Origin of the sequence: Halovalidus salilacus, assembly GCF_031852275.1 — an archaeon.
Classification (GTDB): domain Archaea; phylum Halobacteriota; class Halobacteria; order Halobacteriales; family Natrialbaceae; genus Halovalidus; species Halovalidus salilacus.
In genome coordinates this window covers 2,293,845-2,320,139 of the sequence record NZ_CP134700.1, presented here as the reverse complement: position 1 = coordinate 2,320,139, position 26,295 = coordinate 2,293,845, and the positions used below count along the sequence as shown (strand labels likewise).

The 26,295-nt window shown below is 68.6% G+C and carries 29 protein-coding genes; 20 read left to right on the top strand and 9 right to left on the bottom strand.

Features of this window, described 5'->3' with window-relative positions; all coding sequences use genetic code 11:
* The first annotated feature begins 128 nt into the window (after window positions 1-128).
* The 5 genes from RJT68_RS11595 (at window position 129) to RJT68_RS11575 (ending at window position 4,802) form a co-directional block, all read left to right on the top strand.
* Window positions 129-1,334 (top strand): acyl-CoA dehydrogenase family protein, encoded by a 1,206-nt coding sequence (locus RJT68_RS11595; RefSeq protein WP_407036719.1) that lies wholly within the window; start codon window positions 129-131, stop codon window positions 1,332-1,334.
* A 66-nt stretch (window positions 1,335-1,400) separates the two neighbouring features.
* A complete protein-coding gene (locus RJT68_RS11590; RefSeq protein ID WP_407036718.1) occupies window positions 1,401-1,988 on the top strand; it encodes a MaoC family dehydratase in 588 nt (195 codons plus the stop codon).
* Window position 1,989: 1 nt separating this feature from the next.
* On the top strand, window positions 1,990-3,198 hold the full coding sequence (locus RJT68_RS11585) for a CaiB/BaiF CoA transferase family protein (RefSeq protein ID WP_407036717.1): 1,209 nt from the start codon (window positions 1,990-1,992) through the stop codon (window positions 3,196-3,198).
* A 14-nt stretch (window positions 3,199-3,212) separates the two neighbouring features.
* Entirely contained in the window at window positions 3,213-4,580 is a 1,368-nt protein-coding gene (locus RJT68_RS11580; RefSeq protein WP_407036716.1) for an MmgE/PrpD family protein, read from the top strand.
* 90 nt (window positions 4,581-4,670) lie between these two features.
* Window positions 4,671-4,802: a rubrerythrin-like domain-containing protein gene (locus RJT68_RS11575; RefSeq protein ID WP_407036715.1), complete on the top strand. Its 132-nt coding sequence runs from the start codon at window positions 4,671-4,673 to the stop codon at window positions 4,800-4,802.
* Window positions 4,803-4,909: 107 nt separating this feature from the next.
* Here RJT68_RS11575 and RJT68_RS11570 read toward each other — a convergent pair whose 3' ends face one another.
* Window positions 4,910-7,597, bottom strand: coding sequence for a disk-shape morphogenesis protein volactin (locus RJT68_RS11570; protein ID WP_407036714.1), 2,688 nt, complete (start codon window positions 7,595-7,597; stop codon window positions 4,910-4,912).
* Window positions 7,598-8,095: 498 nt separating this feature from the next.
* On the opposite strand from RJT68_RS11570, the gene RJT68_RS11565 reads away from it, so the two are divergent.
* Window positions 8,096-9,607 carry a phosphoenolpyruvate carboxykinase (ATP) gene (locus RJT68_RS11565; RefSeq protein WP_407036713.1) on the top strand — a complete coding sequence of 504 codons (1,512 nt, stop codon included), beginning with the start codon at window positions 8,096-8,098 and terminating at the stop codon, window positions 9,605-9,607.
* Between the two features lie 192 nt (window positions 9,608-9,799).
* Here the strand turns inward: RJT68_RS11565 and RJT68_RS11560 are convergent, their stop codons facing one another.
* Together RJT68_RS11560 and RJT68_RS11555 are read right to left on the bottom strand one after the other, a co-directional pair.
* Window positions 9,800-10,222: a MaoC/PaaZ C-terminal domain-containing protein gene (locus RJT68_RS11560; protein ID WP_407036712.1), complete on the bottom strand. Its 423-nt coding sequence runs from the start codon at window positions 10,220-10,222 to the stop codon at window positions 9,800-9,802.
* 130 nt (window positions 10,223-10,352) lie between these two features.
* Window positions 10,353-10,532: a zinc ribbon domain-containing protein gene (locus tag RJT68_RS11555; protein WP_407036711.1), complete on the bottom strand. Its 180-nt coding sequence runs from the start codon at window positions 10,530-10,532 to the stop codon at window positions 10,353-10,355.
* A gap of 237 nt (window positions 10,533-10,769) precedes the next feature.
* Here RJT68_RS11555 and RJT68_RS11550 point away from each other — a divergent pair, with 237 nt between their 5' ends.
* Window positions 10,770-10,934: a hypothetical protein gene (locus RJT68_RS11550; RefSeq protein WP_407036710.1), complete on the top strand. Its 165-nt coding sequence runs from the start codon at window positions 10,770-10,772 to the stop codon at window positions 10,932-10,934.
* Between the two features lie 18 nt (window positions 10,935-10,952).
* On the opposite strand, the gene RJT68_RS11545 is transcribed toward RJT68_RS11550, so the two are convergent.
* Genes RJT68_RS11545 through RJT68_RS11535 form a run of 3 tightly spaced genes read right to left on the bottom strand, consistent with a single transcriptional unit; the run spans window position 10,953 to window position 12,248 of the window.
* The gene (locus RJT68_RS11545; protein WP_407036709.1) at window positions 10,953-11,282 is read right to left on the bottom strand and encodes a (2Fe-2S) ferredoxin domain-containing protein; all 330 of its coding nucleotides are present in this window, start codon (window positions 11,280-11,282) and stop codon (window positions 10,953-10,955) included.
* A 21-nt stretch (window positions 11,283-11,303) separates the two neighbouring features.
* Window positions 11,304-12,053, bottom strand: coding sequence for a CbtA family protein (locus RJT68_RS11540; RefSeq protein WP_407036708.1), 750 nt, complete (start codon window positions 12,051-12,053; stop codon window positions 11,304-11,306).
* A gap of 9 nt (window positions 12,054-12,062) precedes the next feature.
* The gene (locus RJT68_RS11535) at window positions 12,063-12,248 is read right to left on the bottom strand and encodes a CbtB domain-containing protein (protein ID WP_407036707.1); all 186 of its coding nucleotides are present in this window, start codon (window positions 12,246-12,248) and stop codon (window positions 12,063-12,065) included.
* Window positions 12,249-12,555: 307 nt separating this feature from the next.
* Here RJT68_RS11535 and RJT68_RS11530 point away from each other — a divergent pair, with 307 nt between their 5' ends.
* The 9 genes from RJT68_RS11530 to RJT68_RS11490 are packed head-to-tail and all read left to right on the top strand — an operon-like array spanning window position 12,556 to window position 21,176.
* A complete protein-coding gene (locus tag RJT68_RS11530; RefSeq protein WP_407036706.1) occupies window positions 12,556-13,596 on the top strand; it encodes a monovalent cation/H+ antiporter subunit E in 1,041 nt (346 codons plus the stop codon).
* Complete coding sequence (locus tag RJT68_RS11525) at window positions 13,593-13,889, top strand: cation:proton antiporter (protein ID WP_407036705.1); 297 nt, start codon at window positions 13,593-13,595, stop codon at window positions 13,887-13,889. Before RJT68_RS11530 ends, RJT68_RS11525 begins: the two co-directional genes overlap by 4 nt.
* The gene (mnhG, locus tag RJT68_RS11520; protein ID WP_407036704.1) at window positions 13,886-14,287 is read left to right on the top strand and encodes a monovalent cation/H(+) antiporter subunit G; all 402 of its coding nucleotides are present in this window, start codon (window positions 13,886-13,888) and stop codon (window positions 14,285-14,287) included. Before RJT68_RS11525 ends, mnhG begins: the two co-directional genes overlap by 4 nt.
* A complete protein-coding gene (locus RJT68_RS11515) occupies window positions 14,287-14,826 on the top strand; it encodes a DUF4040 domain-containing protein (protein WP_407036703.1) in 540 nt (179 codons plus the stop codon). The genes mnhG and RJT68_RS11515 overlap by 1 nt, the downstream gene beginning before the upstream one ends.
* Window positions 14,826-15,425, top strand: a complete 600-nt coding sequence (locus RJT68_RS11510; RefSeq protein WP_407036702.1) for an MnhB domain-containing protein — start codon at window positions 14,826-14,828, stop codon at window positions 15,423-15,425. Before RJT68_RS11515 ends, RJT68_RS11510 begins: the two co-directional genes overlap by 1 nt.
* Entirely contained in the window at window positions 15,422-15,790 is a 369-nt protein-coding gene (locus RJT68_RS11505) for a cation:proton antiporter subunit C (RefSeq protein ID WP_407036701.1), read from the top strand. Before RJT68_RS11510 ends, RJT68_RS11505 begins: the two co-directional genes overlap by 4 nt.
* Entirely contained in the window at window positions 15,783-17,411 is a 1,629-nt protein-coding gene (locus tag RJT68_RS11500) for a monovalent cation/H+ antiporter subunit D family protein (RefSeq protein ID WP_407036700.1), read from the top strand. The genes RJT68_RS11505 and RJT68_RS11500 overlap by 8 nt, the downstream gene beginning before the upstream one ends.
* Complete coding sequence (locus RJT68_RS11495; RefSeq protein ID WP_407036699.1) at window positions 17,404-19,308, top strand: proton-conducting transporter transmembrane domain-containing protein; 1,905 nt, start codon at window positions 17,404-17,406, stop codon at window positions 19,306-19,308. Before RJT68_RS11500 ends, RJT68_RS11495 begins: the two co-directional genes overlap by 8 nt.
* Window positions 19,305-21,176: a Na(+)/H(+) antiporter subunit D gene (locus RJT68_RS11490; protein WP_407036698.1), complete on the top strand. Its 1,872-nt coding sequence runs from the start codon at window positions 19,305-19,307 to the stop codon at window positions 21,174-21,176. The genes RJT68_RS11495 and RJT68_RS11490 overlap by 4 nt, the downstream gene beginning before the upstream one ends.
* 159 nt (window positions 21,177-21,335) lie before the next feature.
* On the opposite strand, the gene RJT68_RS11485 is transcribed toward RJT68_RS11490, so the two are convergent.
* From RJT68_RS11485 to RJT68_RS11475, 3 genes are all read right to left on the bottom strand, one after another.
* On the bottom strand, window positions 21,336-22,532 hold the full coding sequence (locus tag RJT68_RS11485) for a tyrosine-type recombinase/integrase (RefSeq protein ID WP_407036697.1): 1,197 nt from the start codon (window positions 22,530-22,532) through the stop codon (window positions 21,336-21,338).
* On the bottom strand, window positions 22,517-22,705 hold the full coding sequence (locus RJT68_RS11480) for a hypothetical protein (protein WP_407036696.1): 189 nt from the start codon (window positions 22,703-22,705) through the stop codon (window positions 22,517-22,519). Before RJT68_RS11480 ends, RJT68_RS11485 begins: the two co-directional genes overlap by 16 nt.
* A gap of 278 nt (window positions 22,706-22,983) precedes the next feature.
* A complete protein-coding gene (locus RJT68_RS11475; protein WP_407036695.1) occupies window positions 22,984-23,259 on the bottom strand; it encodes a helix-turn-helix transcriptional regulator in 276 nt (91 codons plus the stop codon).
* A 224-nt stretch (window positions 23,260-23,483) separates the two neighbouring features.
* On the opposite strand from RJT68_RS11475, the gene RJT68_RS11470 reads away from it, so the two are divergent.
* From RJT68_RS11470 to RJT68_RS11455, 4 genes are all read left to right on the top strand, one after another.
* Window positions 23,484-23,645: a hypothetical protein gene (locus tag RJT68_RS11470; protein WP_407036694.1), complete on the top strand. Its 162-nt coding sequence runs from the start codon at window positions 23,484-23,486 to the stop codon at window positions 23,643-23,645.
* Window positions 23,646-23,738: 93 nt separating this feature from the next.
* A complete protein-coding gene (locus RJT68_RS11465; protein WP_407036693.1) occupies window positions 23,739-24,131 on the top strand; it encodes a universal stress protein in 393 nt (130 codons plus the stop codon).
* Between the two features lie 74 nt (window positions 24,132-24,205).
* Entirely contained in the window at window positions 24,206-25,645 is a 1,440-nt protein-coding gene (locus RJT68_RS11460; RefSeq protein ID WP_407036692.1) for an FAD-binding oxidoreductase, read from the top strand.
* Between the two features lie 245 nt (window positions 25,646-25,890).
* Window positions 25,891-26,097, top strand: a complete 207-nt coding sequence (locus RJT68_RS11455) for a hypothetical protein (RefSeq protein ID WP_407036691.1) — start codon at window positions 25,891-25,893, stop codon at window positions 26,095-26,097.
* Window positions 26,098-26,295 lie beyond the last annotated feature (198 nt).

Below are 26,295 nucleotides of genomic sequence, written 5' to 3'. Positions count from 1 at the left end.
CGTTGACACACTGGTCGTCGATCGTGCCGTTTAGAGGGACGTTCACGCCGATAGTGTCGTGATACTCTTCGCCGAGCGGTTTGTCAACACCGGTCGAGTTTTGTAGTCTGACGGAAGAGGCGCAATCGATGGTCGACCTCCTTCGCGACGCGGTGTCGCTCACCGAACGACAGCGGCTGGTTCGCTCGAGCATCCGCGACGTCTGCGATACGTTCGACGAGGAGTACTGGCGCACCCGCGCCGAGAAGGGCGTCTATCCGCACGAGTTCGTCGACACGCTCGCCGAGCAGGGGTGGATGGGCGTCCTCGTTCCGGAAGAGTACGGCGGTGCGGGGATGGGAACCCGCGAGACCGTCGTGATGATGGAAGAGATCGCCGCCGGCGGGGGCGGCTTCAGCGCCGCCCAGGCGGTCCACGGGGGCGTCTACAACTCCGTTCCGATCGTCTCCTACGCCAGCGAGGAGCTCAAGTCGGACCTGCTCCCCCGGGTCGCCGAGGGCGAGGCGTCGATCCAGGCGTTCGGGCTCACCGAGCCGAACGCCGGGTCGAACTCTCCCGCGATCGAGACGCGGGCCGAGCGGGAGGGGGACGAGTACGTGATCGACGGCCAGAAGATCTGGACCTCCCGGGTCGACGTCTCCGACTACCTCGTCCTCGTCGCCCGAACGATCCCGCTCGAGGACGTCGAGAAGCGAACCCGGGGGATCTCGATGTTCCTCGTCGACCTCGAGGACGCCCACGACCAGGGAGCCCTCGAGATGACGGAGATTCCGAAGTCCGCGAGCGACTTCGTCCACTCGTTCGAACTCTGGTTCGACGACCTGCGCGTCCCCGCGGAGAACCTGATCGGCGAGGAGGGCGCGGGCTTCTATCAGGTGCTCGACGGGCTGAACGAGGAGCGCCTCGTGATCGCCGCCGAGTGTCTCGGCTTAGGACGGCTGGCGCTCGAGCGCGCGGTCGAGTACGCGAACGAGCGCGAGGTGTTCGGCCGCCCGATCGGGAGGAACCAGGCGCTCCAGCACCCGCTGGCGGACGCGTACGCCAGGCTTCAGGCGGCCAAGCAGTTGACTTACAACGCGGCCGAGCGGGCCGCCACGGACGACGCCGTCGACCTCGGCGCACTCGCGAACGCGGCGAAGTACCTCTCGGCGGACGCGGCGTACACCGCGGCGGACGTCGCCGTGCAGGTCCACGGGGGCTTCGGCATCGCGACGGAGTACGACGTCGAACGCTACTTCCGCGAGGCCAGGCTGACCCGGCTGGTGCCGATCACGCAGGAACTGGCGCTCAACTACATCGGGGAGAACGTGCTGGGACTGCCCCGGTCGTACTGAGCCGAACGCGGACGCGGACCCTCGAGACGGACAGCTAATTCACGGATCGACGCGAACCACCAAGACATGACGGACGATACGGACGCGAACCACGCAAACGACGCGAGCGAATCGAGCGAGAACCGACTGGTGAGCGGCTGGCAGGGCCGCTACTACGAGGACTTCGAGGTCGGCGACGTCTACAAGCACCCCTTCGGGCGCACCGTCACCGAGACGGACAACGTCTGGATGACGAACGTCACGATGAACCTCAACCCGATGCACTTCAACGAGGATTACGCCGCCGGGACGGAGTTCGGCGAGCGCCTCGTCGACGGCACCTTCGTCATCGCCCTCGCGGTAGGCATGAGCGTCATCGATATTTCGGTGAACGCCACCGCCAACCTGGGATACGACAAGATCCGCCACCACAACCCCGTCTACCACGGCGACACGATCTACGCCGAGAGCGAGGTCATCTCGAAGCGCGAACTCGAGTCGCGCGACCACGTCGGCATCGTGACGACGGAGCTGCGCGCGTACAACCAGGACGGCGACCTCGTGCTCAGTCTCGAGCGCACGCCGATGGTGCTCAAACGCGAGTACGCCGAACCGAGCGCCGCGCAACCGCCGGGATGGCCGGAGGGCGTCGGCACCCAGCCCGAGGACCGCTGAGATGTCCGGGAACGCGGACGAGCGGGAGCGGCCGCACGCCCTGGAGGGCTACACGGTCGTCAGCCTCGAGAGCGGCGTCAGCGCGCCACTCTGTACGCGGTTGCTCGGCGACTTCGGCGCGGAAGTGATCAAGGTCGAACGCCCGGGCGTGGGCGACGTCAACCGCCACTGGGATTCGGTGGTCTACGGCGACTCCTCGGCCCACGCGTGGGTCGACCGGAACAAGCTGAGCGTCGAACTGAACCTGAAGGCCGACGAGGGGACGGAGATCTTCCACGAACTCGCGTCGGAAGCCGACGTCGTCGTGCAGAACTACTCCCCCGGCGTGGTCGAGCGCCTCGGCGTGGGCTACGAGGACGTCCGCGAGCGAAACGAGGACGTGATCTACCTGAACGTCTCGGGCTACGGCCGCACCGGCCCCTACAGCGACCGGAAAGCCTACGACATGGTGATGCAGGGCGAGACGGGCCTGATCGCGATGAACGGCTCGCCGGACGCGCCGGCGAAGATCCCGCTCAGCGTCTGCGACATCAACGCCGGGATGTACGGCGCGCTCTCGACCCTGGTCGCGCTCTTCCACCGCGAGCGCACCGGCGAGGGACAGGAGATCGACGTCACGATGTTCGGCGGGATGCTCTCCTGGCTCGGCTACTTCGCCCACAAGTACTGGCACGGAGGCGAGATCCCCGAGCGCATCGGGATGCGTCACCACCTGCTCACCCCGTACGGACCCCACGAGACCGCCGACGGCGAGTACGTCAACTTCGCGATCCTCAGCGAGGCCCACTGGAAGCTGCTCTGCGAGGACGTCCTCGACCGCCTCGACCTCCTCGAGGACGAGCGCTTCGCGGCGAACGAGAAGCGCGTCGAGCACCGGGACGTCCTGGAACCCGAGATCGAGGCGACCGTCGCCGAGAAGCCGCGGGACTACTGGGCCGAGCGCCTCGCCGAGGCGGGGATCCCGTGGGGCGACGTCAACGAACTCGACGACGTGCTCGCTCATCCGCAAGCCGAGCACCTCGGCCTCGTCGAGGAACTCGAGACCGACGAAGGCCCCGTCCCGTACGTCGAGACCCCGATCGACTTCGGCGGACTCGAGTACCGCAGCGATCCGATGCCGGACCTCGGCGAGCACACCGAGGAGGTGCTCGAGGCGCTGGGGTACGACGGCGAGGAGATCGACCGACTGCGGGACGCGGACGCGATCTAAGCCGTTTACCAACCATGACCGGACCCGACACCACCGCGAACGAACCGATCGCAGACCTCGCCGCCTTCGTCGCCGACTGCTCGTATCACGACGTCCCGGACGAGGCGATTCGACTGGTCGAGCGCGCGATCCTCGACACGGTCGGCGTGACGATCGCCGGCTCGAGCACCGAAGTGGCGGCCGCGGCCCTGGCCACCGTCGCCGGAGAGGAGGGCGAGACGACCGTCATCGGCCGCGACGAGTCGCTCCCGCTCGGGGACGCCGTCTTCGTCAACGGGACGGCCGGCCACGCGCTGGACTACGACGACGTCGCGCTCGCGGCGATGGACGGCCACCCGAGCGTTCCGATGGTCGCGCCGCTGCTCGCCGTCGGCGAGCGGGAGGGCGCGTCCGGGCGCGACGTTCTGACGGGCTACGTCGCCGGCTTCGAGACGCAACACTACGTCTCGAGTCCGATCAGCCCCGGCCACTACGAGGGCGGCTGGCACGCCACCTCGACGATCGGCGTCTTCGGCGCAGCCGCGGCCGTCGCGAACCTCCTCGACCTGACCGTCGAGGAGACGACGCACGCGCTGAACGTCGCGGCCTCGATGGCCTCGGGACTCAAGAAGAACTTCGGCTCGTCGACGAAGCCGCTCCACGCCGGCCACGCGGCCCGCTCGGGGACGATGGCCGCCCTCCTCGCCGCGAACGGGGCGACCGCCGATCCGACGGCGATCGACGGCGAGCGCGGCTTCCTCGACCTCTACCGGGGCGACGGAACGCCCGACTTCGAGCGCCTCTCGGACCTCGACCTCGGTTCCCGGTGGTCGATCCTCGAGGAGGGCGTCGACGTCAAGAAGTACCCCTGCTGTTACTACACCCACGCGGCGATCCACGGGGCGGCCGACCTCGCCCGTGAGCGCGGCCTCGAGCCCGACGACGTCGAGTCGGTCACCGTCGCGGCCTCGCGAGGGGCGGCCGACGCCCTCCACCACGACGACCCGTCGACGGGGCTCGAGGCGAAATTCTCGATGCCGTACGTCGTCGCCCGCGCGATCGTCGACCGGGTCGACCTGGCCGCGTTCGACGACGAGAACGTCGGCGACGAGGACGTCCAGGCGGTCCGCGAGCGGGTGACGCTGACGGTCGACGAGGACGAACCGTACGACTCGAACGCCGCCCGCGTGGCAGTCCGGACGCGGGACGGCGAAACGCTCGAGCGATACCAGGAGCGCCCGCCGGGAACGTACGAGGACCCCTTATCGATCGACGAACTGCGCGAGAAGTTCCTGCTGTGCGCCGAGTACGCCGACGGCGAGGTGCGAGCGGACGCCGCGCTCGACGCGCTGGATACACTGCGGGACGTCCCCGATGTGAGCGGCGCGCTCGAGCACCTCTGAACGCCGCCGAGCGCCGAACGTCGACCTCGACCGTCCGAATTTCGACCCTATGTGGAATGAGTTAACACATAACAGTGCAAAGCGCCGCCCGTGTCTCTCACCGAACGTCGAACGTTCGAGTGCGTCCAGTGCGGGCGTCGAGAGACGGCCGCGGACGCGCTCGTCATCACCTGTCCGCGTTGCGGGGGCGAGATGCGTAACGTCGAACCGGTCGGCGACTAACGGATCGCGGCCGGACCGAGTGGGTTCGAACCGAGCCACGAACCGTCGAGTCTTCTGGGAACGGTGCCGTCGTGCAGTAACGTCGACTGACTGGTGATCCCGACGGACTAGCGAGCCACCAGGAACGGAATCGCGAGGAGGATCACCCCGAGTACGACGGCGCCGACTCCGATCAGGGCCTCCCCCGTGAGCGCGGTCACGCCGCCGGCGACGACCCCCGCGCCGCCGGCGCCGCTCGCAATCGACGGAACGAGATCGGTTCCTGCGCGCCCGTCCGACTCGTCCTCCCCGTCGGCGCGCGAATCGACGCGTCGACGGACGGTCTCGAGTTCGTCCCTCGTCTCGGCGAGGTCCGTTTCCACGTCGGAGAGCCGCCCGTCGAGGCGCGATTCGACGTCGCTCGTCCGCTCGTCCTGTTGCTCCTCGAGGGTCGTCGCTCGATCGTCGAACGACTCCTCGAGCGTAGCCGTCCGCTCCGCCAGTCGCTCCTCGAGGTCACCGGCGGCCTCCTCGAGCGAACGCACGTCGTCGTCGAGTCCGTCGACCGTCGACTCGAGGGCGCCGAGGTCGGCGGTCGAGGCGGCGTCGTCCGCGAGCGACTCGACGTCGTCGACGACGGCCGTTACCGCCTCGTTCACCTCCTCGAGCGCCCGGTCGACGTCCGAAACGTCCCCGTCGAGCCGCTCCACGTCGGATTCGAGCGAGGCGAGGTCGGAGCGGGACGACTCGACGTCGGCCTCGACCGCTTCGACCGTCTCCCGGACGTCTTCGACCGTCTCGTCGATCGCGGCCAGGTCGGCCGCGCTCGCCGTCGCCGCGTCGAGCTCCTCGAGGCGGCCCGATACGCTGGAGATCCGGGCCGATTGCTCCTCGAACCGACCCGAGACGGCCTCGAGTCGAGTTCCCTGATCGTCGACCGTCTCCTCGAGTCGGTCGAGCGCGTCCCCCTGCGACTCGACGGACCCGTCGACCGACTCGAGGTCGTCTTCCACGCCTTCGACGACCTCCGCCGTCGACTCGAGTCGGCCTTCGAGGTCGGCGACCGCCGCCCGGAGCGCGTCGACGTCGTCGGCCGTCGCCGTCTCCAGTTCGTCGAGGTCCGCCCGCACGTCGTCGAACCGGGATTCGACGGCGTTCGTCCGCTCCTCGAGCCGGGTCTCGAGCGTCGACCCCTGCGTCTCGACCGCCGAGAGACCGTCGTCGAGGGCTTCGATCGCGTCCTCCGCGTCCTCGATCGACGATGCGAGCGACTCGCGCTCGTCCGCCGCCGTCTCCTCGACCGTCGACACGGACTCGTCGACCGCGGACACCGTCTCCTCGAGGGCCGCGAGGTCGTCGTCGACGGCGGCGACCGATCCCTCGAGCGCGTCGACCGCCGCCTCGAGATCGCTCACGAGCGCGCCCTCGAGCGCCGCCAGGTCCTCGCCGGTCGCGAACGCCTCGCTCGCCTCCTCGAGGTCGGCCAGGTCGTCCGAGAGCGTTTCGAGGTCCGACTCGAGGTCCTCGAGCGCCGAGGCCGTGGCGGCCCTGTCCTCGAGGGCCTCGAGATCTGCCCGGAGCGCCTCGACGGTTTCCCCGACGGTCTCGATCTCGTCGTCGCGGGTCGCGAGTCGGTCGAAGAGCTGATCGATGGCGGCGTTCGCCAGGTCGTCGTCGCCGCCGCCGTTCGTCCCGTCGGCGAGTCGTCCCTCGTCGAACGAGAGGGTCGCTCGCTCCGAGTCGTCGGCGTCACGCGCGGGTACGTTCCCGTCTGTGGCAGCGTCGTCGCGGTCGGGTCCGGTCTCGAGGGACGAGGCGGACCAGACGACAGCCTCGTACCCGTCGACGTCGTCTGCGGCGGCCCTGAGGGCGCCGCGGGCGGCGCTGTGGGACGGTTCGTCGGCCAGTCGCACGCCCCGGATCGAGAACGGCAGGTTCGCGCCGTCGAGCCGGCCCCCGACGAGGTACTCGACGCCCTCGATCGCGCCGCTCCCGGCGACCGCGACGGGGACGGCGATGCCGTCGCGCACGTCGCTCCCGTCGGCCTCCTCGCGGATCGCGTCGGCGAGCGCTTCCGCGATCGCGTCGTAGCCCCCGGCGAGCGCCCGTTCGACGCCGCCCGTGGCCGCGTCGGGATCGAGCGCGAACCCCTCCAGCACGCCTTCGACCTGCGATTTCGCGTGGCCCGTCTCGCCGGCCGCCCGTTCGACGATCCAGTCGCGGCCCCTGGGGAGGGTGAACGACAGCACGGGCACGCCGTAGTAGGCGAGCGCGACGCTCGTCGATTGGCGGCCGAGGCGGACCCCCAGGCCGGTGTAGTTGTTGTCGCCCAGTTGATCGTAGACGACCGCGAACCCCGCGCCGATCGGCGTCGCTTCCACGTCGGCTCCCTCGAGCACTCGCGCGACGGCTCTCCGGTGGTCCTCGGAGGCCGACGCAGCGCCGATCACGCTGCCGGGGGTCGTGTAGCTGAGCCGATCGTCCTCCGTTTCCGCCGCGGTCGCCTCGAGCGCGCGCTCGACGAGGGCGTCGAACGCCGGTTCGGCGAACGGCTCTGGGGAGACGAGTCCGTCCGCGAAGGGCACCTCGGGTTCCTCGTCGACCGCCTCCGCGACGGCTCGGGCGTCCGCGCCGACGACGTAGCGAGTTCCGTCTCGCTCGACGATCGCGAGGTCCGCCGGCGAGACGTCGGCCGCCTCGAGCGCGGCGTCGTCGACGGGGAGGACGATCGCCGGGATCGACTCGATCGACGGATCGTCGGCTGTGCCCGTCGCGACCCGAATCGCGGCGGTTCCGATATCGAGACCGAATACCATGGGCCCCGAGAAACGGGGTATCACCTTGGACCTTTGCCCCCCAGTACCAGATCTGAAAATCGCAACGGCCGCCGTCGGCGGATTTTCTCGGAAAACCGCGCTCGCTGCCCTTGCGTTCGACGGTGAGCGTCGACTCGAGCGGATCGGCGTCGGGCGACTCGACCGGGTGGGCGAACGTTCCCGGCGCGAGATACCCAAACGCCGGTACCGACGTTCGCGCCACGTGTTCCCCGGCCCGGCAGACAGAACGATGGGATCGCACATCTCGTCTGCGGGACGGCTTCGAGCCCTCGTTCGACGGAATAAGAGTTATTTCTTAAACGAGTAATTTCGCATAACCATAAGATACCAGATACTTGTCCTCCTGAAACCGTACGGGAGTTTTCGGCCCGTTCGTCGGGTAATTCGCGGTACGTCACCGATTCACTGGGTACGTCGTGACAAACTGCGGTCAAAACCCTTCAAGTTTATACGTCAGGAAGGTGGGTGTTCACGTATATGTCCGAAACCGGGACGGAGTCCCGTCCGCTGGCTCGCCAGCTTCCCGATCCCAAAACAGCGTCGAACGTCCGGTACAACCCGTCGCTAGAGGACCTTCGCGAACTCGCGTCTCCCGACGAGACCACCACGGAGTACGGCTCGCCGTCGTACGTGAGCGAGTACCGGTCGCGCAGCGCCGATCGGACGAAGAACGCGGTCGACCACGAGTTCTCCGAGGCCGACTACGACGTGCTCGAGACGGCCGTGGAGGCCGCCTCCGAGCGGGAGATGGTCTGCGTCGATCGGCTCATGGGCCGGCACCCGAACGCCACGTTCTGCTGTCGACTGTTCGTTCCCGTCGAGTTCGCCCGGATCGCGCTCGCCTGGGCGAACCTCTTCGAGCCGACCGACGGGCGCGACCCCGACCTCCACACCGTTCAGGTGCCGGACGCCGACGAGACGGCGATCCGCGTCCTCCCCGACGAGGGGTTCACCGCCGTCCTCGGCAGCGACTACACCGGCGAGGCCAAGAAGTCGTTCCTCCGGCTCTTCATGTACCGCGCCAAGCAGCGCGGCGGACTCGGCCTCCACGCCGGGAGCAAGCGCGTCACCGTCCGCGACGCCGACGGCGACCTCCGAATCGTCGGCCAGTTGTTCATGGGGCTGTCGGCCACCGGCAAGTCCACGCTGACCTCCCACGGCTGCTGGCTCGAGGAGCCCGAGGAGGCCGTCATGCTCCAGGACGACGTCTGTGCGCTCCTCCCCGACGGCTCCGTCGCCGGCAGCGAGGGCGAGGGGCTATACATCAAGACCATCGGCCTCACCGAGGAGGAACAGCCCGGTCTCTACCGCGCCGCGACCGACGAGTCCGCGGTCCTCGAGAACGTCGCCGTCGACGAGGACGGCACCGTCGACTTCGACGAGGGCCGCTACGGGTCGAACTCCCGGGCGGTCGTCCAGCGCGACGAACTCGAGAGCGCCGACGACGAGATCGACCTCGACCGCGTCGACCAGGTGTTCTTCATCACACGGAACCCCCTGATGCCGCCGGTCGCGAAGCTCGACGAGAAGCAGGCCGCCGTCGCGTTCATGCTCGGCGAATCGATCGAGACCAGCGCGGGCGACCCCTCGCGGGCGGGCGAATCGATCCGCGTCGTCGGCACGAACCCGTTCATCGTCGGCCCCGAGGGCGAGGAGGGCAACGGCTTCTACGATCTCATCGAGCGCCTCGACGTCGATTGCTACGCGATCAACACCGGCTACGTCGGGAACGAGTCGGTCGACGTCGGCGTCACCGAGTCCGTCACGATCCTCACCGAAGTCGCCCGCGGCACCATCGAGTGGACCGACGACGACCGCACCGGGCTGACGATCCCCGAGGAAGTCCCCGGCATCGACGTCGAGGAGTTCTACGTTCCCGACCACGTCGACGACTACGACGAGGCGCTCGCGGAGCTGCGCGCCGACCGTCGCGCGTACCTCGAGGAGTTCGACGAACTCCGCGACGAACTCGCGGACGCGGTGTACTGACCCCGTCCGGAGACACCAACGGGTTTCGGCTCCCGATTCACCTCCGTCCGTTCTCGTGACCGGTTTCGGTCGGTATTCGAGGTGCTCGATCGCGTCGGTGAACTCCGCTTCCCACACGTTCTGGATACGGACTCCTACCGAACGTCAAACGGACGCGTCACACCCGGATCGATCGGACGCTTCGAGCGGGACCTACTCCCGCTCCTCGAGCGCGTCGGCGATCATGTCCTTTCGGATGATGCCGTCGATCTCGCCGGTCAGGACGTCTTCGCCGTCCTCGTTGGTACAGACGACGGCGCTCCGAACGTCGTAGTAGCGGTCGCGCTCGGTCACCGACTCGAGGACGCACTCGCAGGCGATCGCCTCGCCGGTGTAGACGGGCTGCAGGAATCGAAAGTCCATCTCGCGGGCGATGTAGCGCAGATCGCCGCCGATCTTCGTCGGGAGGGTCGCGGTGAGCAACCCCTGGACGATCAACCGACCGTCCTCGTCGGGTTCGGTGTGGATCGGCTGCTGGTCCCCCGAGAGTTCGCCGAACCGGCGGACCTCCGCCGGTTCGAAGCGCCGTTCGTACGCGTACGTGTCCCCTTCCGACGGTGGAAACGAGACGGTCATCACGTACGAGGAGGAGTCGACGGAAGTTACTGTTTGGGTCGAACCGCCCGAACTGAAACGGAGGCCCGCGGACCGGAGCAAGCGGTGTGGAGCCCGACGGTCGACTGGTCGGGTTCGGGCGCCGCGGGCGTCACCCGTCGCGGTCGACGGCGACGAGGTCCTCGCTCCCGCAGTCGGGGCACGTCTCCCGATCGCTGTAGACGAACGTCTCGCAGGTCCGACAACGACGCGTCGCGGCGTCCTCCTTCGCGGTGTCCGCCTCCCGTTTGAACTCCTCGACTCTCCGACCAAGCCGTTCGAACAGGCCCATACCGAATCGTACGCCGCACGGCCGCAAAAGGATTCGTACGGACCCCCGTTGCGTGCCACAGTCTCCGCCGCTCCCCGGTGAGCGTCCTCTCGTGGGTCATCGGCACGACCACGGGGAGGACGCAGAACGACCAGTACAGCGCACGTGCCGAACGATGCTGACGACCGGAGGTCCGCCGCCTCGACCGTCGCTCCGGACGGCGCATCACTTATCGACCTGCATCGACACTCCTCACCCATGTCCCTCACGACCCACCGGTGTACCTGCGGTGCCCTCCTCCGATACAAGCAGGACCTCGAGAAGGAATCCGGGATCGCGTCGCCGTCGTGGAAGTGCAAGGAGTGCGGCACGCCGGTGCCGGGGATGACCGCCGAGCGGATCAGGCACCAGGACCCGTCCTGACCCCGCCGGTCGGAACGGTCACCCGGGCGCGACGTCCTCGGCGTCCGGTCCGAACTCGCGCTCGAGCAGCGCGGGCACGTCCTCCGGGCGCACGTCCGAGTACCACTCGTCGCGCGGCTGGATCGTGATCGCGGTACCGCCCTCGCTGCAGAGTGCGAGACAGGAGGTCTCGCTGACGCCGATCGGCGACCAGAACGCGTTGCGCTCGCGCAGCCAGGTTTTGACCGCCTCGAGCGTCTCCTCGGCGCCCGCGTCGGCACAGCAGGCGTACTCGGCGTCGCGGTCGGTCGTGCAGACGAAGACGTGCGCGGCGAGGCGGGATCGTTGCTGATCGGTTCGTCGTTTCATAGGTGGATGCGAACGCGGCGCTCAGACGTTGACCGAGAGCTCCTCCTCGAGTCGCGCCGGATCGTCAGTCGGATCGGCCCGCTCGAGGAGTCGATCGAACGTCGCGGCGACGACGACCCAGAGGGCGGCCTGGCTGAGGACGACCAGTCCCCGAAAGCCGGCGACCAGATCGGTCGGCATCGCGCCGGGTTCGGTGATCGTCGGCGCCGCGAGGGGCAGGACCACGACGACGGCGATCACCCGGACGGCTCCGGCGACCAGCGCCGGGACGGTCCCGCGCGATTCGGTCCGACGGTAGGCGACCACCGCGGCCGTCGCGACGAGCGCGCCGAGGAGCATCAATCCGGCGTAGATCGCGAGGCGGACGTCGGGGCCGTAGGCCTGTTCCGCGCCCGGCGCAGCCGGAGGGAGGACGAGCCACGGAACGCCGGAGACGGTCAGAAAGCCCGCGCCGGCGAGGACGTATCCCTTGACCCGCCGGGAGCCCGGCAGTGCCGGCTCGAGGACGTAAAACGCCAGCGCGAACGCGGCGCCGAGGAGGATCCCCCAGAGGACGCCGCTGCCGACGCTCACGACCGCGGTCGCCGTCTCGGAGACGGCGTGGGCCGCCTCGTGGCCGTGACCGTGGTCGTGCGCGTGATCGTGCCCGTGGCCGCCGAGTCCCTCCATGTAGCCGACGATCGGGTTCGCCACGACCGCCACGTACAGGCCGTACAGGACGCCGGCGACGACTCCGGCGACGACGCCGCGCTCGAGGTACGTCTGGATCATCGTGACGACCTAGTGGCAGGTGATGCCGGCGGCGTGACGGAAGTTGTGCATCGCGTCGTGGGCGAGGGGATCCTGGAGGAACAGGAGCGCGAACGAGATGGCGGCTACGAGGGCGAGCCCGGTGGCGATCTGCGCGGTGGTCAGTTCGCCGCGGGCGAGTTCGATGCGGTCGGTGACGGTGTCGGTCGTGCTCATAAACTCGATTTGGGATACTGAAACTACAATTGTAAAACTATCGGTCGCGGCTCCGCCGGCCCGGTTGTCGACCGCTCGCGAGCGCGGGATCGGTCGGTTCGTTCGCGCGAGCGTCGATCGGTGAACGAACGTTCACCCCCGTCCTTCGAACCGACGATCGAAACCTGACGCGAGCGAACGGGCTAAATTCGACAGCCGAGGATCGCAACTGGCGAATAACGAAATAGTTTTCCTCCGGGTGGCGCTTGGGTCGACTAACGACGGAAGGCCATGTGTAACGAACGACGGTCGCCCGGAGGGATCCGCCGTGGCGGATAGCCGCGTACTCGTACCGCTGTCCGAGACGGTGACCGTCCGGCAAACGGTGGGGTACGCCGTGCGGGCCGGCCTCGAGGACGCCGATTCGCTGGAGTGTCACTTCGTCGTCGCGCTGCCCAACGACGTGGACGAACCGGACGGCGAGCGGGTGCTCGAGGAAGCCCGCGAGTTGCTCGACCGCGCGGAAACGTGGGCGACCGAGGACGTCGATGCGGACGTCGCGGAGTCGATCACCGTCGAGACGGCCGTGATCGGCAGGGACGAGTACCTGTTCGGCCCCCGGGATTTCGCGCGGGTGTTCGCCGCCTACGCCGAGGACCACGACCTGGACCTCGTCGTCCTCGATCCGGAGTACCAGCCGGGCGCGTCCACGCCGCTCCTCCAGCCGCTCGAGCGCGAACTCTCGATCGTCGGCCTCGAGTACGAGGAGGCGCCGGTCGAACGGGCGGCCCGACACGAGCGGCTGGTCAGCGGCGAGAGCTTCGATCGGCTGTTCGCGATGTTCCTCGTCTCCTACGGCTTCTATCTCGTGCTCGGCGATCCGACCTACCCGTTCGACCTCGTGACCGGCGCCGCGGTCGCCGGTATCGTTTCCCTCACGCTCGCCAACGTCACGTTCACGAGACCGCTCGACCGACTCCACTCGCCGCTTCGCGTCGTCCGGTTCGCCATCTACGTCCCCTACCTCCTCTGGGAGATCGTAAAGGCGAACGTCGCCGTGTCGGCGGTCATCCTCCGCCCGTCGATGCCCATCGACCCGGAGGTGACGCGCCTTCGCGCCCGCGTCGGCGGCGGCCTGCCGCTGCTCGCGCTGGCCAACAGCATCACGCTCACGCCGGGGACGCTCACCGTTCGCGGCGACGACCAGCGGCTGATCGTCCACACGCTCATCCCCGCCGCGAAGGAGGACCTCTTCGACGGCGGCCTCGAGCGGGGCGTTCGATTCGTCTTCTACGGGCGGAAGGCGGCGGCCATCGCCACGCCGAGCGAACGCGGCGACGCGGACGTCGTCGGGGGTGAGGAGATATGATCCCCGACGGGGTGGGCGGCGTCGGCGTGGACGAGGTCTTCCTTGCCGCAGCGGGAGCGTTCGTCGTCCTCGCGATCGGGATGTTCTACCGCGCGGTCGCGGGCCCGACCACCCAGGATCGGCTGCTGGCCGTGAACGTCCTCGGGACGAACACGGTGGTCGTCCTCGCGCTGCTGACGGTCGCGTTCGACGAGGCGTGGTTCCTCGACGTGGCGCTGATCTACGCGCTGCTCAACTTCCTGCTCTCGATCGCCATCTCCAAGTTTACGGTCGAACGTGGTGGTGTGCTGTGATCGAGGCGATCCGCTTCTGGACGATCGTCGTCCTCGTCGGGCTGGGGGTGTTCTTCACGGTCGTCTCGACCGTCGGCGTCCTCAGGCTCCCCGACGTCTACACGCGGGCCCACACCGCCTCTCAGGTCGATACCCTCGGCGCCGGCTTCACGCTCGTCGCCGTCGCCGTGGCCCTGGGCTGGCAACACGCGACGGTCTACACCGTCCTGTTGCTGTTTTTCGTGTTCCTCACGAACCCGACGGCGGCCCACGCGATCGCCCGCTCGGCCGCCGAGACGGGCGTCGAGCCGTGGAGCAGGGACGGAAACGCCGAGTACGCGGACCGGGCACCGGATTCGGTGGCGGTGGAACGGGACGAAACCGACGCGGCGGGCGCGACTGACGCGGGTGATGACTGATGTTGTTGGAACTCGTCGCCTACGCGCTCGCGGCGTTCGTTCTCGCGACTGCACTGGCCACGGCCGCGCTCCGGGACGTGCTCTCGGTGATCGTCGTCTTCGGGGCGTACAGTCTCGGGATGGCGATCCTCTACTCGCTGTTGCGCGCCCCGGACGTGGCCATGACCGAAGCGGCCATCGGTGCGGGGGTGACGTCGATCCTCCTGTTACTGACGCTCACCCGGACGTCCCGACCGGCCACCGATCGCGTCTTCGAGCGGGTGAACGTCCCCGCGCTGGTCGCGTGTGCGGCGTTCGTCCTCGTCGTCGGACTCGCGGTGGTGCCCGACCTGTACCCGGTCGGCGCGAAATCGCCCGTCTGGACCGACGACGTCACCCAGCACTACATCCAAAACACCTACGAACGGACGGGGATCACGAACACCGTCGCCTCGGTGCTCGCCGCCTACCGCGGATTCGACACCTTCGGCGAGGCGGTCGTCGTCTTCGCCGCCGCCGTCGCCGTCCTCGTCGCGCTCAAACGGGAGGTGTTCGCCTGATGGCCGAAGACGTCGACGGAACCTACACCGAGAGTCAGGTCATCCTCACCGCGGTGAAGATCATCGCCCCCTTCACGCTCACCTACGGGATGTTCATGGCGCTCCACGGCGCCGACGCGCCCGGCGGGGGCTTCCAGGGCGGGACGGTGATCGGCGTCACCGTCCTCATCATCGCCTTCGCGTTCGGGATCGAACCGACGCGGGCGTGGCTCTCGAACGCGGTGCTCACCGGACTCGTCGCCGGTGGCGTGGTCGTCTTCGCCGCGATCGGCCTCCTGACGGTCGCCCTCGGCGGGGCGTTCCTCGAGTACGACGCCCTCTACGAGGTCCTGCACGTCAAGCAGAAGTACGGGATCGAGGGGATCGAGGTCGGCGGAATCGCCCTGATCGTCTCCGGCGTCGTCGTCAGCCTGTTCTTCTCGATGGCCGCGGGATTCGAGGCGCCCGCGAGCCGCGACGAGGAGGCGGTGGAAGCCGACGGCGGCCCCGACGGGTTCTCGCGGGGCCGCGACGAAGAGCGAACGGGTCTCGGTCGTGGACCGGAGGCGTCCGCCGACGAATCCGCGCCCGAGCGCGACGACGGAGGTGATCGACGATGATAGAGCTGCTCGTCAACCGGTACACCTACGTGCTGGTGATCGTCCTGACCGGAATCGGACTGTACGTGACCATCTCGAGCGAGAACCTCGTCAAGAAGGTGATCGGCGTCAACCTCTTCCAGACGGCGATCTTCCTGTTTTTCATCTCGCTCGCGTACGTCGAGGGCGGAGGTTCGCCGATGGTCCCCCCGACGGAGAATCCCGACGTCCTGATCGTGAGCCCCCTGCCGCAGGTGATCGTGCTCACCGCCATCGTCGTCGGCGTGGCGACGACGGCCGTCGCGCTCGCGCTCGCCGTCCGCATCTACGCGGAGTACGGGACGCTCCGCGAGGATTCCCTCCGGGAGGTGCGATCGGATGAGTGAGGTCGACCCCCTCTCGCTGCTCGAACTCGTCCCTGCCCTGCTCGTCGTCGTCCCGATCGTGGCGGCGACCGTCCCGATCTTCCTCGGACTGCGGTTCGACCGGACCGGGTGGTCCATCGCCGCGCTCACTTGCGGCGGCCTCCTGGCCGGGGCGATCGCCCTCGCGCTCGAGGTGTTCGCGACCGGTTCGCCCGTCGTCCACGTCTTCGGCGGCTACGAACCGCCCTTCGGGATCGAGTTCGTCGTCGACGAACTGTCGGCGACGATCGCGCTGCTCGTGACGGCGGTCGCCCTCGGCGTCCTCGCCTACACGCGCGTGGGCGGTCCGCGCGGGAACACCTTCTACACGGGCTACCTCCTGTTGACCGCGGGCCTCCTCGGGCTCGCGCTCACCGGGGACGCGTTCAACCTGTTCGTCTTCCTCGAGATCACGGGGCTCGGAACCTACGCGCTGGTCGCCAGCGGCGACGGCCCCGAGTCCGCGGTCGCCGCGTTCAAGTACCTCGTCATCGGCACCGTCGGCGCTTCCGTGTACCTGATCGGCGTCGGGTTACTGTTCGCGGCAACGGGGACGCTCAACATGGCCGACCTGGCCGACCAGCTCGCCGTCGCCGAGAACCAGGGCCTGGTCAGGGCCGGCTTCGCGTTCGTCTTCGTCGGCCTCTCGATCAAGGTGGCCCAGTGGCCGCTGCACACCTGGCAACCGGGCGCCTACCAGCACGCGCCGGACGGCGTCACGCCGCTGATCGCCGCCCTCGTCTCGACGGTCGCGGCCTACGCGCTCGGCCGGATACTGTTCACCGTGTTCGGGGTCGAGTTCGTCCGCGAAACGCCCTACGTGCGGGAAGTGATCGTCACCGTCGGGGTCACGAGCGTCGTCGCCGGGAGCACGCTGGCGGTGATTCAGCGGGACGTCAAGCGGATGTTCGCGTACTCGTCGGTCTCCCAGTTCGGCCTCGTCGTCGCCGCCTACGGGGTCGCCACCGAGACGGCCTTCGTCGGCGCGGTCGTTCACCTCGTCGGACACGGCCTGACGAAAGCGGGCCTGTTCGCCGGCGCGGGCGTCGTGGCCGCCGGTTACGGCGCTCGAACCGTCGACGAGTACGCCGGCCTCGCCAACGGACGGCCGCTGCTCGCCGCGACCCTCGGGGTGCTGCTCGTCTCGCTCGTCGGCGTCCCGCCGTCCGTCGGCTTCGTCGGCAAGTGGTACATCGGCCTCGGCGCCGTCGAAGCGGGGGTGTGGCCCGTCGCGGCCGTCGTCTTCTTCAGCACGATGCTCACGCTCGCCTACGCCGCGCGCCTGCTCGAGAAGATGTACTTCACTCCGGCGCCCGCGGCCAAGGCCGCGCGACCGTCGGGTGCCGTGGCCACCGACGGCGGCGACCGCGAGGAGGGGTCCGATTCCGACGCTGGGATCGAAACCGATCCGGAAGCCGAATCGTCGACCGACCGCGCACCCGCCTCCGACGGACGCGTCCGGGGAGACCCCGACGCCGTGTCGATCGGTATGATCGCCGTCGCGGTCGTCGCCGCGGTCGCCGCCGTCGTCCTCGGCTTCGCCGGCGGCGCGTTCTTCGAGTTGTTCGAGCCGTTCGTCTCCGAGGTGTTTTCGTATGGCTGAGGTAATCACGGATATCCGTCCCCTGGCCGCCGTCCTCGTCTCGGCGGTCACGGTGCTCCTGATCGTCGCGTCGCACCGCCACCCGAACGTCCGCGAGGCCTGGTCCGTTCTGGCCGCGCTCACGAAGTTCGGGCTCGTCGCCAGCATGGTCCCCGGCGTCCTCGAGGGGACGGTCTACGAGTTCGAGGTGACCGGCCAGTTCGTCGAGGGCGTCGGTTTCGTCCTCCGTGCGGACCCGCTGGGGACCTTTTTCGCGCTGCTCTCGAGTTTCCTCTGGATCTTCACCGCGTTCTACGCGACGGGGTACATGCGCGGGCTCGACGAGCACGCCCAGACCCGATTTTTCGCCGCGTTCGCGGCCAGCCTCTCGAGCGCGGTGGGGATCGCCTTCGCCGGCAACCTGCTGACCATCTTCGTCTTCTACGAACTCCTGTCGCTCGTCACCTACCCGCTGGTCGCCCACAACGAGGACGCCGAAGCGCGCGCGGCGGGACGCAAGTACGTCGCCTACACGTTCTTCGGCGGCGGCGTGCTCGTCCTCGCCGGCACGGCGCTGGTCTACTGGCTGACCGCGAGCGCCGAGGCGGGGCCGACGCTCGCGTTCGAGGCGGGCGGGATGAGCGCCCTCGCCGAGGTGGCCACGGCCGATCCCGTCTTCGCCCAGGCGGCGTTCTTCCTGCTCGTCACCGGCTTCGGCGTGAAGGCGGCGGTGATGCCGCTCCACTCCTGGCTCGCCGACGCGATGGTCGCGCCGACGCCCGTTTCCGGGTTGCTCCACGCGGTGGCCGTCGTCAAATCCGGCGCGTTCGGGGTCTCCCGGGTGTTCCTCCACGTCTTCGGTCCCGGTACGATCCGGGACCTCCCGCTTTCGATCCCCGGCGTCGGCGAGGTGGGGCTGAACGTTCCGGTCGCCGTCGCGGCGGCGTTCACGCTCACCGCGGCGAGCATCATCGCCATGCGCAAGGACCACCTCAAGCGCCGACTCGCCTACTCGACGACCGCGCAACTGTCGTACATCGTCCTCGGCCTCTCGCTGCTCCACCCGTGGGCGGTCTTCGGCGCGCTGTTCCACATCCCCGCCCACGCGTTCGGGAAGCTCACGCTGTTCTTCTGCGCGGGCGCCGTCCACGTCGAGACCCACACCGACTACATCAGCGAGATGGCCGGCATCGGCAAGCGCATGCCGCTGACGATGGCCGCCTTCACCGTCGGCGCCGCCGGCATGGCCGGGATGCCCCTGGTCGCCGGCTTCGTCAGCAAGTTCTACATGCTCATCGGCGCGCTGGAACTCGGCGGCTACGGCTGGGTTTTCGCCCTCTCCCTGCTCGTCTCCGGCGTGCTCAACATCGCGTACTTCTGGCCCGTGGTCTACACCGCTTTCTTCGAGAGCGAGGAACGCCACGACGCCAAACCGCTGCTCGAGTTCCCCCTCGGCGGCGAACGGCGCTCGTACGCCGCGGACGCCGAGGCCGAATCCGAACCGGTCGCCGCCGACGGCGGCGAGGCGGAACGCGAGGGGCAAAGCGAGGACGCGGCGACCGACGCACCGGACGGAGGCGAGCACGTCGGCGACGGTGACGACTACGAATACGCCGTCGACAGGTACCCGAGCGATCACACCGTTGCGGATGCCGACGCTTCCGACACCGTCGAGGGCGAGCACGTCGACGTCGTCGACCACCACGGCGACCACGACGACGCCCACACCGGCGGACCGCCGGCCTCGGGCTGGGAGCGCCGCTCGCCGTTCGCCGAGAGCACCTGGCTCATGCTGCTGCCGATCGCCGTCATCGCGACCGGCGCGGTCGTCCTCGGGGTCGTCCCCGATCACGCCGTCTTCCTCGACCTCGCAAACGTGATCGTCGAGGCCGTCACAGGGGAGGTGATCCTCGGATGACCGCACCGATCGCCCCGATCGTCGCCGCGGTCGAAGCCGGCGGCTCCCCCATCGGCGTCGAACTCGAGCTGGCGGCGTACGCCTACCCGCCGCTGCTGGCGTTCGCGGCGGGGCTGCTCGTGCTCGTCCTCCCGCGGTGGCTCGGACACGCCGTCGGGGCACTCTCGCTCGTCGGGGCGATGGCCGTCGCGCTCGTCGCTCCCGAAGGGGCCCACCTCGAGACGACGTTCCTGGGCTTCGCCGACGTCCAGCCGTTCCTCGTCGACGACTTCAGCCGACTCGTCGGCTTCGGCCTCGGCTTCCTCGGGACGTTCGCCGCCGTCTACGCCTACTCGAGCGACGCCCCCCGCGGCATGACGTCGCTCGCGCTCGTCTACGTCGCCTCCTGTCTCGCGACGGTGTTCGCGGGCGACTGGCTGGCGCTGGTGTTCGCCTGGGAACTCATGGCGATGACCAGCACGCTGCTGGTCTGGCACTACGGCGACGACGCCGTCCGGGCCGGCTTCCGGTACGCGCTCGCCCACGGCATCGGCGGCGTGCTCGTCCTGTTCGCGGTGACCTACCACTACGCGGACGTCGGGACGTTCGCGTTCGGGGACGGCGTCGCGGCGGGGGCGCCCGCGCTGCTCGCGGCGCTGGGCATCGGCGTCAACTGCGCCTTCGTCGGGTTCCACACCTGGCTGCCCGACACCTACCCGCGACCGCACATCGCCGCCTCCGTCTTCCTCTCGGTGTTCACGACGAAGACGAGCGCGCTCGTTCTCTACCGGGCGTTCCCGGAGGGCGAACTCGCCCTGGCGTACATGGGCGGGCTGATGGCCGTCTACGGCGCGGGATTCGCACTGCTCCAACACGACATGCGGGCGCTGCTGTCCTACCACATTCAGGCCCAGCTCGGCTACATGGTCGCCGGCATCGGCATCGGGAGCACGCTCGCGGTCGCCGGAGCGATGGGCCACCTGTTCAACAACGTCCTCTTCAAGAGCCTGCTGTTCATGGCCGTCGGCGTCATCATTTACCGCACCGGGGAGGAGGACCTCTACGAGCTGGGCGGCCTCTGGCGGGAGATGCCGCTGACGGCGATCGGATTCGCCCTCGGCGCGTTCTCGATCACCGCCGTCCCCGGCTTCAACGGCTACATCAGCAAGGGGATGATCCTGGACGCCGCCGACCCGCACTACTACGGCGCGCCGGAGTACGAAGCCGTCTACTACCTGTTGCTGCTCGGGGCCATCGGCACGTTCCTCTCGTTCATCAAACTCGGCTACTACGCCTTCCTCCACGGCGAGAGCGACCTCGAGGTGAAGGACGCGAAACCCGGCCAGACGGTCGCGATGCTCGCCGTCGGCGGCGCCTGTCTCCTCTTCGGGGTCTGGTGGACGGGACTCGTGGACCTCCTGCCCGGCATCGAAGGAACGCACTTCCAGTACTCCGGCGGCGAGGGTGAGCTCCACCCCTTCAGCGGGAGTCACCTGACACAAACCGCCCAACTGCTCGTGATCTCGCTGGTCGGCTTCGCGGTGATCCGCAAGCCGCTGTCGAAACTCGACCTCCACGACCCCGCCCGCGTGGTCTTCCCGATCACGTACTACCTGGGCCGCGGATCGATGCTCGCGGTGACCGACTCGTACCGCGCCGTCGACGCCGCGGCGGTCGGCCTCGTCCGGCGGTGCTACTGGCTCGGCAACAACCCCGCGCTAGCCGTCGACCGCACCGCGCGCCGACTGCCGAATTGGATCGTCGACGTCGACGACCGGCGTCCCACCGACGGCGGTCGCCCCTCGACGATTCACCTCCGCGCGAGCATCGGGACGACCGTCCTGCTGTTGACGATCGTCCTGACGATCCTCGTCTGGCTGCTCGTCTGAGGGTCCCGTCACCTGTCGGGGTCGAGGCGGGTCGGTACAGACCATCCCGCAACTCGAGCGGATTCCGTCGTTTCGGTGGTTTCTTCCGCGGCAGTATCGGGTCGACCTCACCCCGCGCTGCGAACGGGTGACGCCGTCATCGATCGGGAGGTCGGAGACTCACTCGTCGGCGTCCGAGCGCGCCTCGTCTGCGCCCGCTTCGACGTCGACATCGAGGTCGACGACGTCGCGTTCGACGTCGAGCGCCGTGGGCCGTTCCTCGACGACGGCGAGTTCCCGCCGTTCGACCGACGCTCGGAGCGACGTCCGGGCGCCGGGGGCGTCCCGCCGGCTCTGGCGTCGCGTCTCACCTCGGTCGTGGCGAACCCCTCGAGGCGTCAGGTAGTCGCCGTCGACGTCGACGCCGGCCTCCTCGCAGAGGCGCTTGAGGATCGACCGGGCGCCCTCCGTCGTGATCGCGGGCGGGGCGATGTCGTGTTCACGTGCGAGCCGGGTCGCGGTCGCGTCGTCGAACAGCGCGGCGATCTCGTCCTCGTCGTGGCCGCGGTCGGCGAGGGCCGCGCGGACGCGCTTCGCGATGGAGGGTGCGTGGCGCGTGGGGAACAGCGGCCAGTCGTTCGACGGCGGGTCGAGGACGACGCGATAGCGTCGCAGCGGCGTGCGGGCGGGCGCCGGCAGCGGGACGTCCTCGAGGCGCTGGGATTTGCCGAGGACGCGAACGGTGCCGGTGTAGAAGTCGACGTCGTCCCAGGTGGCCCCCGTTCGGCGGTCGTCCTCGGGAACCCGGAACAGCTCAGCGCCGCGCGCGTCGGAGTGGGCGAGCAGCGACACCATCGTGTACTCCCGGAGCCGCCGGAGCCGAGCCCCGTCGCCGTTCGCGGTTTCGGCCCGGTCGCGGACGTACGCCTCGAGCGCGCGGCGCCGGTCGTCGGTCCAGAAACGGTCGTCCCCTCCGTCGTTCGCGTCGTCGGGTCTGCCCCCGCTCGATCCGCGATCGGTCGACGGCAGCGCCGCCTCGGAACGGTCTGTCGCCGCGGGGTTCGACTCGAGGATGCCCCCGTCGACGCACCACGAGAGGAACGCACGGACGACGGCGTAGTACGTGTTGGCGGTCGAGGCGGTGTACTCGCCGCGCTCGGTGCGGTCGCGCAACTCCGCAGCGTACGACCGCATGTGGTCGGCGTCGAGGGCGAACAGCGAGGTGAGGTCGCGTTCCCGCTCGAGCCAGGCGGCCCAGCGCGTGAGGATCGATTCGGCGTTCGAGGCGTAAGCGCCCGCTCCGGACCCGGTGGGATCGCCGACGGCCTTGCGCTCGAGGTAGGCGTCGACCGCGTCGGCGATTACGACCTCCGCCACGGGTCGGTCACACCCCAATCGCCATCGTCGAGGATTCTCTCACCGTCGGCTCCGCCGCCGTCCGCTCTGTCGGCGGCGAGCCGGCGCGCGTCGGTCCGTTTAGCACGGACGCGGTGGACGACGCGCTCGGTGGCCACCGTTCGGTCCGATCCGTGCTCGTCGCCGACGGTCATCGACTCGCCTAGTACTGTTCTCCCCTGCTAAATCTGTGTTTCGGTGGCACTGGCGACGGCCACGTTCCTCCGTAGACGGGCCTTCGTGCGGTGGCTCGAACCGACTCGTCGACGACGGACCCCCGACTCGTCCGCTCGCCTCGAGGCAAGTCACCGACCGCGTCGAGGGATTCCGGCGGTACCCCGTCGCTCATCTGCGGCCGACGGTTCGATCCCGTCTTCGGGACGCCGGGTCGTCCGACCGGTGCGATGGACGAACGGGGGCGAGAACACCCCGCTCAGAGGTCGACGTACTGTTCTTCCCACGCGCGTCGCGCCTCGATCTCGCGGCGACCGCGGCGCGTGGCGGTGTAGAAGTTCGTCCGCTGGTCGAGTTCGCCCTTCTCTACTAGCCCCTTGTCGACGAGCGTGTCGAGGTTCGGATACAACCGGCCGTGGTGGATCTCCTTCTCGTAGTAATCCTCGAGTTCGTCTTTGATCGCCAGTCCGTGTGGCTCCTCGAGGCCGGCGATCACGTACAGGAGGTCGCGCTGGAATCCGGTGAGATCGTACATCGTTACTCGAGGTTGCAACCCACTAATTATAAAGTCATTGTTATCGGATAGATTGTACCGTCGAGTATTCGTATCGAATGGTGGGTTCGACCGTCGCGGATCGACGCGTCCGCCGTCACCTCGTTTGCGCGCCGACGTCGCTCGGTTCCGCCGACCGACCGAGAGGGAAAAGCCGTTGACACTGCATGCGACGTCCTTTTCACCTGAGAGGTTTTGACCGACGTATGGCGACTCGATCACCCGTCGTGTGTCCGCTGTGCCAGGGGGAAATTCCGCACGACGAGAGCCTCGAGGATCACCTGGTCGACGGTCACGCGAAACGAAAGCTAGCGAAGTTCGTCGTCGCGGAGATGGAAGCGATGGAGATCGAAGACGTCTCCGAGTGAGCGGATCGATCGAATCCGGCGAAACACGTCTCGTTCTCGGCCCACCGGACGATCACCCCCCGATACTTGTGGCGGCGTCCCCTCCCGACGCGTATGCAGTACCTCGTCGGAGCCGATTCCGTACACACGACCGCGGCGGCCTGCGACTACCTCGAGGGGCGGATGACGGCCGAGGACGCCGTCGCCGTCGTCGGCGTCGTCCCGTCCGACCCCGTCGACGGCGAACCGACGCGGCTGGACCTCGAGGAGGCGATGAACGTCGCGTCCGTCCGCCTGGTCGACGCCGGCACGGTGGAGACGACCCTGGTCGACGGCGCGGAACCGGCGACGGCGCTCCGCGACCGGGCCGCGGCCTGGGACGTCGACGAAATCGTGATCGGTCCCCACCGCGGCTCGCCCGAGGCAGAGGGCGTGGGATCGACCTGTCTCGACCTGCTCGAGAACGCGCGTCGGCCGGTGGTCGTCGTCCCCGCGCCGACGTTCTGACGGCGTCCCGGGACGATCGCGAAGAGCGTCACTCCCACTGACCATTTAAGGGCCTCCCGGTCGCACGTGAACGCATGTCATACGACTGTTCGTGGCTCGGCGACGTGCTCCCGTCCGAGCGGGTTTCGGTCGGCGAGTCCGCGCGCGAGAGCCACGCCGGAGACTGGGGGACGCCGGAGCACAGGCGGGTCACGCCCGACGCCGTCGTCTGGCCCGAATCGACGGCGGAGGTCGCGGCGGTATTGGAGGAAGCGAACGCCCGGGGCGTCCCCGTCACCCCCTACGCGGCCGGGACGAGCCTCGAGGGGAACGCCACGCCCGCATTCGCCGGGGTCAGCCTCGACCTGAGCAGAATGAACGAGATCCTCGAAATCCGGCCGGACGACTTCCAGGTCGACGTCGAACCCGGCGTGTTGGGCGGAGACGTCGACGAGGCGGTCGCCGAGCACGGGCTGTTCTTCCCGCCGCTGCCCTCCTCGGGCGACATCTCGACGATCGGCGGGATGATCGCCAACGACGCCAGCGGGATGGGGACGGTCAGGTACGGCGAGGTCGCCGACTGGGTGCTCGAACTCGAGGTCGTCCTCGCCGACGGGAGCGTGATCACGACCGGGAGCAAGGCGGTCAAGACCTCGAGCGGCTACAACCTCAAGAATCTGCTCGTCGGGAGCGAAGGGACCCTCGGCGTCGTCACGCGGGCGACGCTCGAACTCTCCGGCATCCCGGAGCAGGTTCGGGGCGGTCGGGCGATCTTCCCGACGCTCGAGGACGCGAGCGAGGCGGTGTTCGACGCGGTCCGGTCGGGCGTCGACGTGGCGAAGATCGAACTCGTCGATCGCGTGAGCGCCGAGATGGCGAACGAGTACCTCGGCCTCGACCTCCCCGACGCGCCGATGACGTTCCTCGAGTTCCACGCGAACCACGGGATAGAAGAGGAGATCGACTTCTGCCGGACGATCTTCGAGGCGCACGACCTCGAGCGGTTCGAGATCGCCGACGAGGAGGAAGAGATGGACGACCTCTGGCGGGCCCGGAAGGAACTCGCGTACGCCGTTCGATCGTACGATCCGGATCGCCGCCCGCTTCACCCGGGGGACGTCACCGTTCCCATCAGCGCTTACCCGGAGATCATCCGGTACGCGAAGGAACTCTCCGCCGAGCACGACCTCGTGGTGCCGTGTTTCGGCCACGCCGGCGACGGCAACCTCCACTACTCAGTTCTGGTCGATCCGTCCGACGCGGACGAGGTGGCCCGCGGCGAGCAACTGTACGGCGCCGTCGTCGAGCGGGCGATCGAACTCGGCGGAACGGCGACGGGCGAACACGGCGTCGGCCAGGGCAAGCGAGCCTACCTCGAGGCGGAACACGGCGCGGCGAGCGTCGAGGCGATGCGGGCGATCAAGGCCGCGCTGGATCCGAACGACGTCCTCAACCCCGGCAAGATGTTCCCGGAGACCGAGGGCGGCGGCCGGGTCCGACTCGATTCCGGCGGATCGTCGCGGGAGAAGCGCTGAGTCCGCCCTCGAGGGCGTCGACGGTTGACGGGGTGATTTTCTGCTTCCGAACGGTCCGACGAGCGCCGGGTCGCGACCGGGTGTCGGCCGCGGCGTCCGCCCGGAGTTCCGGTAGGCTTGGCCGCCACCACTTCTGGTCAAACGTATACATTAAACCGTTATAATCGGCGACCGAATTGATGGATGTGGATTACCCCTTGGAAAAAGTTGAAGACGTTCCACTCCATAGGGTGTGACAGGCTACCATGAGACACGAACTATCGCTCGAGCCCGTGGACGAGATCGACGCCGACGCGCGCGTCTGTCACTACGACGAACTGGACGAGGCGGCCAAAGAACGGCTCCCCCTCATCGCCGACGGCGAGGAGGGCGTCGACGGATCGGTCGTGGAGGGGTTTGGCGCGTGCGACGTCGTCAAGTACACCGACTACTACGAGGTATCGTCGTCGTAGCGAACGCGGATCCGACCCGGCGTCGTTCCCTTCTCTGCGACCTTCCGACCGATCGGCGATTCCTCCGTCGGCGGACCGGCTCTCCGGATCGACGGATCGCCGCCGTCCGACCGCGAGTCCTCGCGTCATCCGCTCCGCTCTCGTGTGAGCGAGAGTCGAGGGACCTCCGTCTCACAGGGAGAAGCAGGGTCAAGCGTA

Bases quoted from the DNA above. Each gene is read 5' to 3' on its own strand.
- RJT68_RS11595 (WP_407036719.1), top strand. From the start codon at position 129: ATGGTCGACCTCCTTCGCGACGCGGTGTCGCTCACCGAACGACAGCGG.
- RJT68_RS11590 (WP_407036718.1), top strand. From the start codon at position 1,401: ATGACGGACGATACGGACGCGAACCACGCAAACGACGCGAGCGAATCG.
- RJT68_RS11585 (WP_407036717.1), top strand. From the start codon at position 1,990: ATGTCCGGGAACGCGGACGAGCGGGAGCGGCCGCACGCCCTGGAGGGC.
- RJT68_RS11580 (WP_407036716.1), top strand. From the start codon at position 3,213: ATGACCGGACCCGACACCACCGCGAACGAACCGATCGCAGACCTCGCC.
- RJT68_RS11570 (WP_407036714.1), bottom strand. From the start codon at position 7,597: ATGGTATTCGGTCTCGATATCGGAACCGCCGCGATTCGGGTCGCGACG.
- RJT68_RS11565 (WP_407036713.1), top strand. From the start codon at position 8,096: ATGTCCGAAACCGGGACGGAGTCCCGTCCGCTGGCTCGCCAGCTTCCC.
- RJT68_RS11560 (WP_407036712.1), bottom strand. From the start codon at position 10,222: ATGACCGTCTCGTTTCCACCGTCGGAAGGGGACACGTACGCGTACGAA.
- RJT68_RS11555 (WP_407036711.1), bottom strand. From the start codon at position 10,532: ATGGGCCTGTTCGAACGGCTTGGTCGGAGAGTCGAGGAGTTCAAACGG.
- RJT68_RS11550 (WP_407036710.1), top strand. From the start codon at position 10,770: ATGTCCCTCACGACCCACCGGTGTACCTGCGGTGCCCTCCTCCGATAC.
- RJT68_RS11545 (WP_407036709.1), bottom strand. From the start codon at position 11,282: ATGAAACGACGAACCGATCAGCAACGATCCCGCCTCGCCGCGCACGTC.
- RJT68_RS11540 (WP_407036708.1), bottom strand. From the start codon at position 12,053: ATGATCCAGACGTACCTCGAGCGCGGCGTCGTCGCCGGAGTCGTCGCC.
- RJT68_RS11535 (WP_407036707.1), bottom strand. From the start codon at position 12,248: ATGAGCACGACCGACACCGTCACCGACCGCATCGAACTCGCCCGCGGC.
- RJT68_RS11525 (WP_407036705.1), top strand. From the start codon at position 13,593: ATGATCCCCGACGGGGTGGGCGGCGTCGGCGTGGACGAGGTCTTCCTT.
- RJT68_RS11515 (WP_407036703.1), top strand. From the start codon at position 14,287: ATGTTGTTGGAACTCGTCGCCTACGCGCTCGCGGCGTTCGTTCTCGCG.
- RJT68_RS11510 (WP_407036702.1), top strand. From the start codon at position 14,826: ATGGCCGAAGACGTCGACGGAACCTACACCGAGAGTCAGGTCATCCTC.
- RJT68_RS11505 (WP_407036701.1), top strand. From the start codon at position 15,422: ATGATAGAGCTGCTCGTCAACCGGTACACCTACGTGCTGGTGATCGTC.
- RJT68_RS11500 (WP_407036700.1), top strand. From the start codon at position 15,783: ATGAGTGAGGTCGACCCCCTCTCGCTGCTCGAACTCGTCCCTGCCCTG.
- RJT68_RS11495 (WP_407036699.1), top strand. From the start codon at position 17,404: ATGGCTGAGGTAATCACGGATATCCGTCCCCTGGCCGCCGTCCTCGTC.
- RJT68_RS11490 (WP_407036698.1), top strand. From the start codon at position 19,305: ATGACCGCACCGATCGCCCCGATCGTCGCCGCGGTCGAAGCCGGCGGC.
- RJT68_RS11480 (WP_407036696.1), bottom strand. From the start codon at position 22,705: ATGACCGTCGGCGACGAGCACGGATCGGACCGAACGGTGGCCACCGAG.
- RJT68_RS11475 (WP_407036695.1), bottom strand. From the start codon at position 23,259: ATGTACGATCTCACCGGATTCCAGCGCGACCTCCTGTACGTGATCGCC.
- RJT68_RS11470 (WP_407036694.1), top strand. From the start codon at position 23,484: ATGGCGACTCGATCACCCGTCGTGTGTCCGCTGTGCCAGGGGGAAATT.
- RJT68_RS11465 (WP_407036693.1), top strand. From the start codon at position 23,739: ATGCAGTACCTCGTCGGAGCCGATTCCGTACACACGACCGCGGCGGCC.
- RJT68_RS11460 (WP_407036692.1), top strand. From the start codon at position 24,206: ATGTCATACGACTGTTCGTGGCTCGGCGACGTGCTCCCGTCCGAGCGG.
- RJT68_RS11455 (WP_407036691.1), top strand. From the start codon at position 25,891: ATGAGACACGAACTATCGCTCGAGCCCGTGGACGAGATCGACGCCGAC.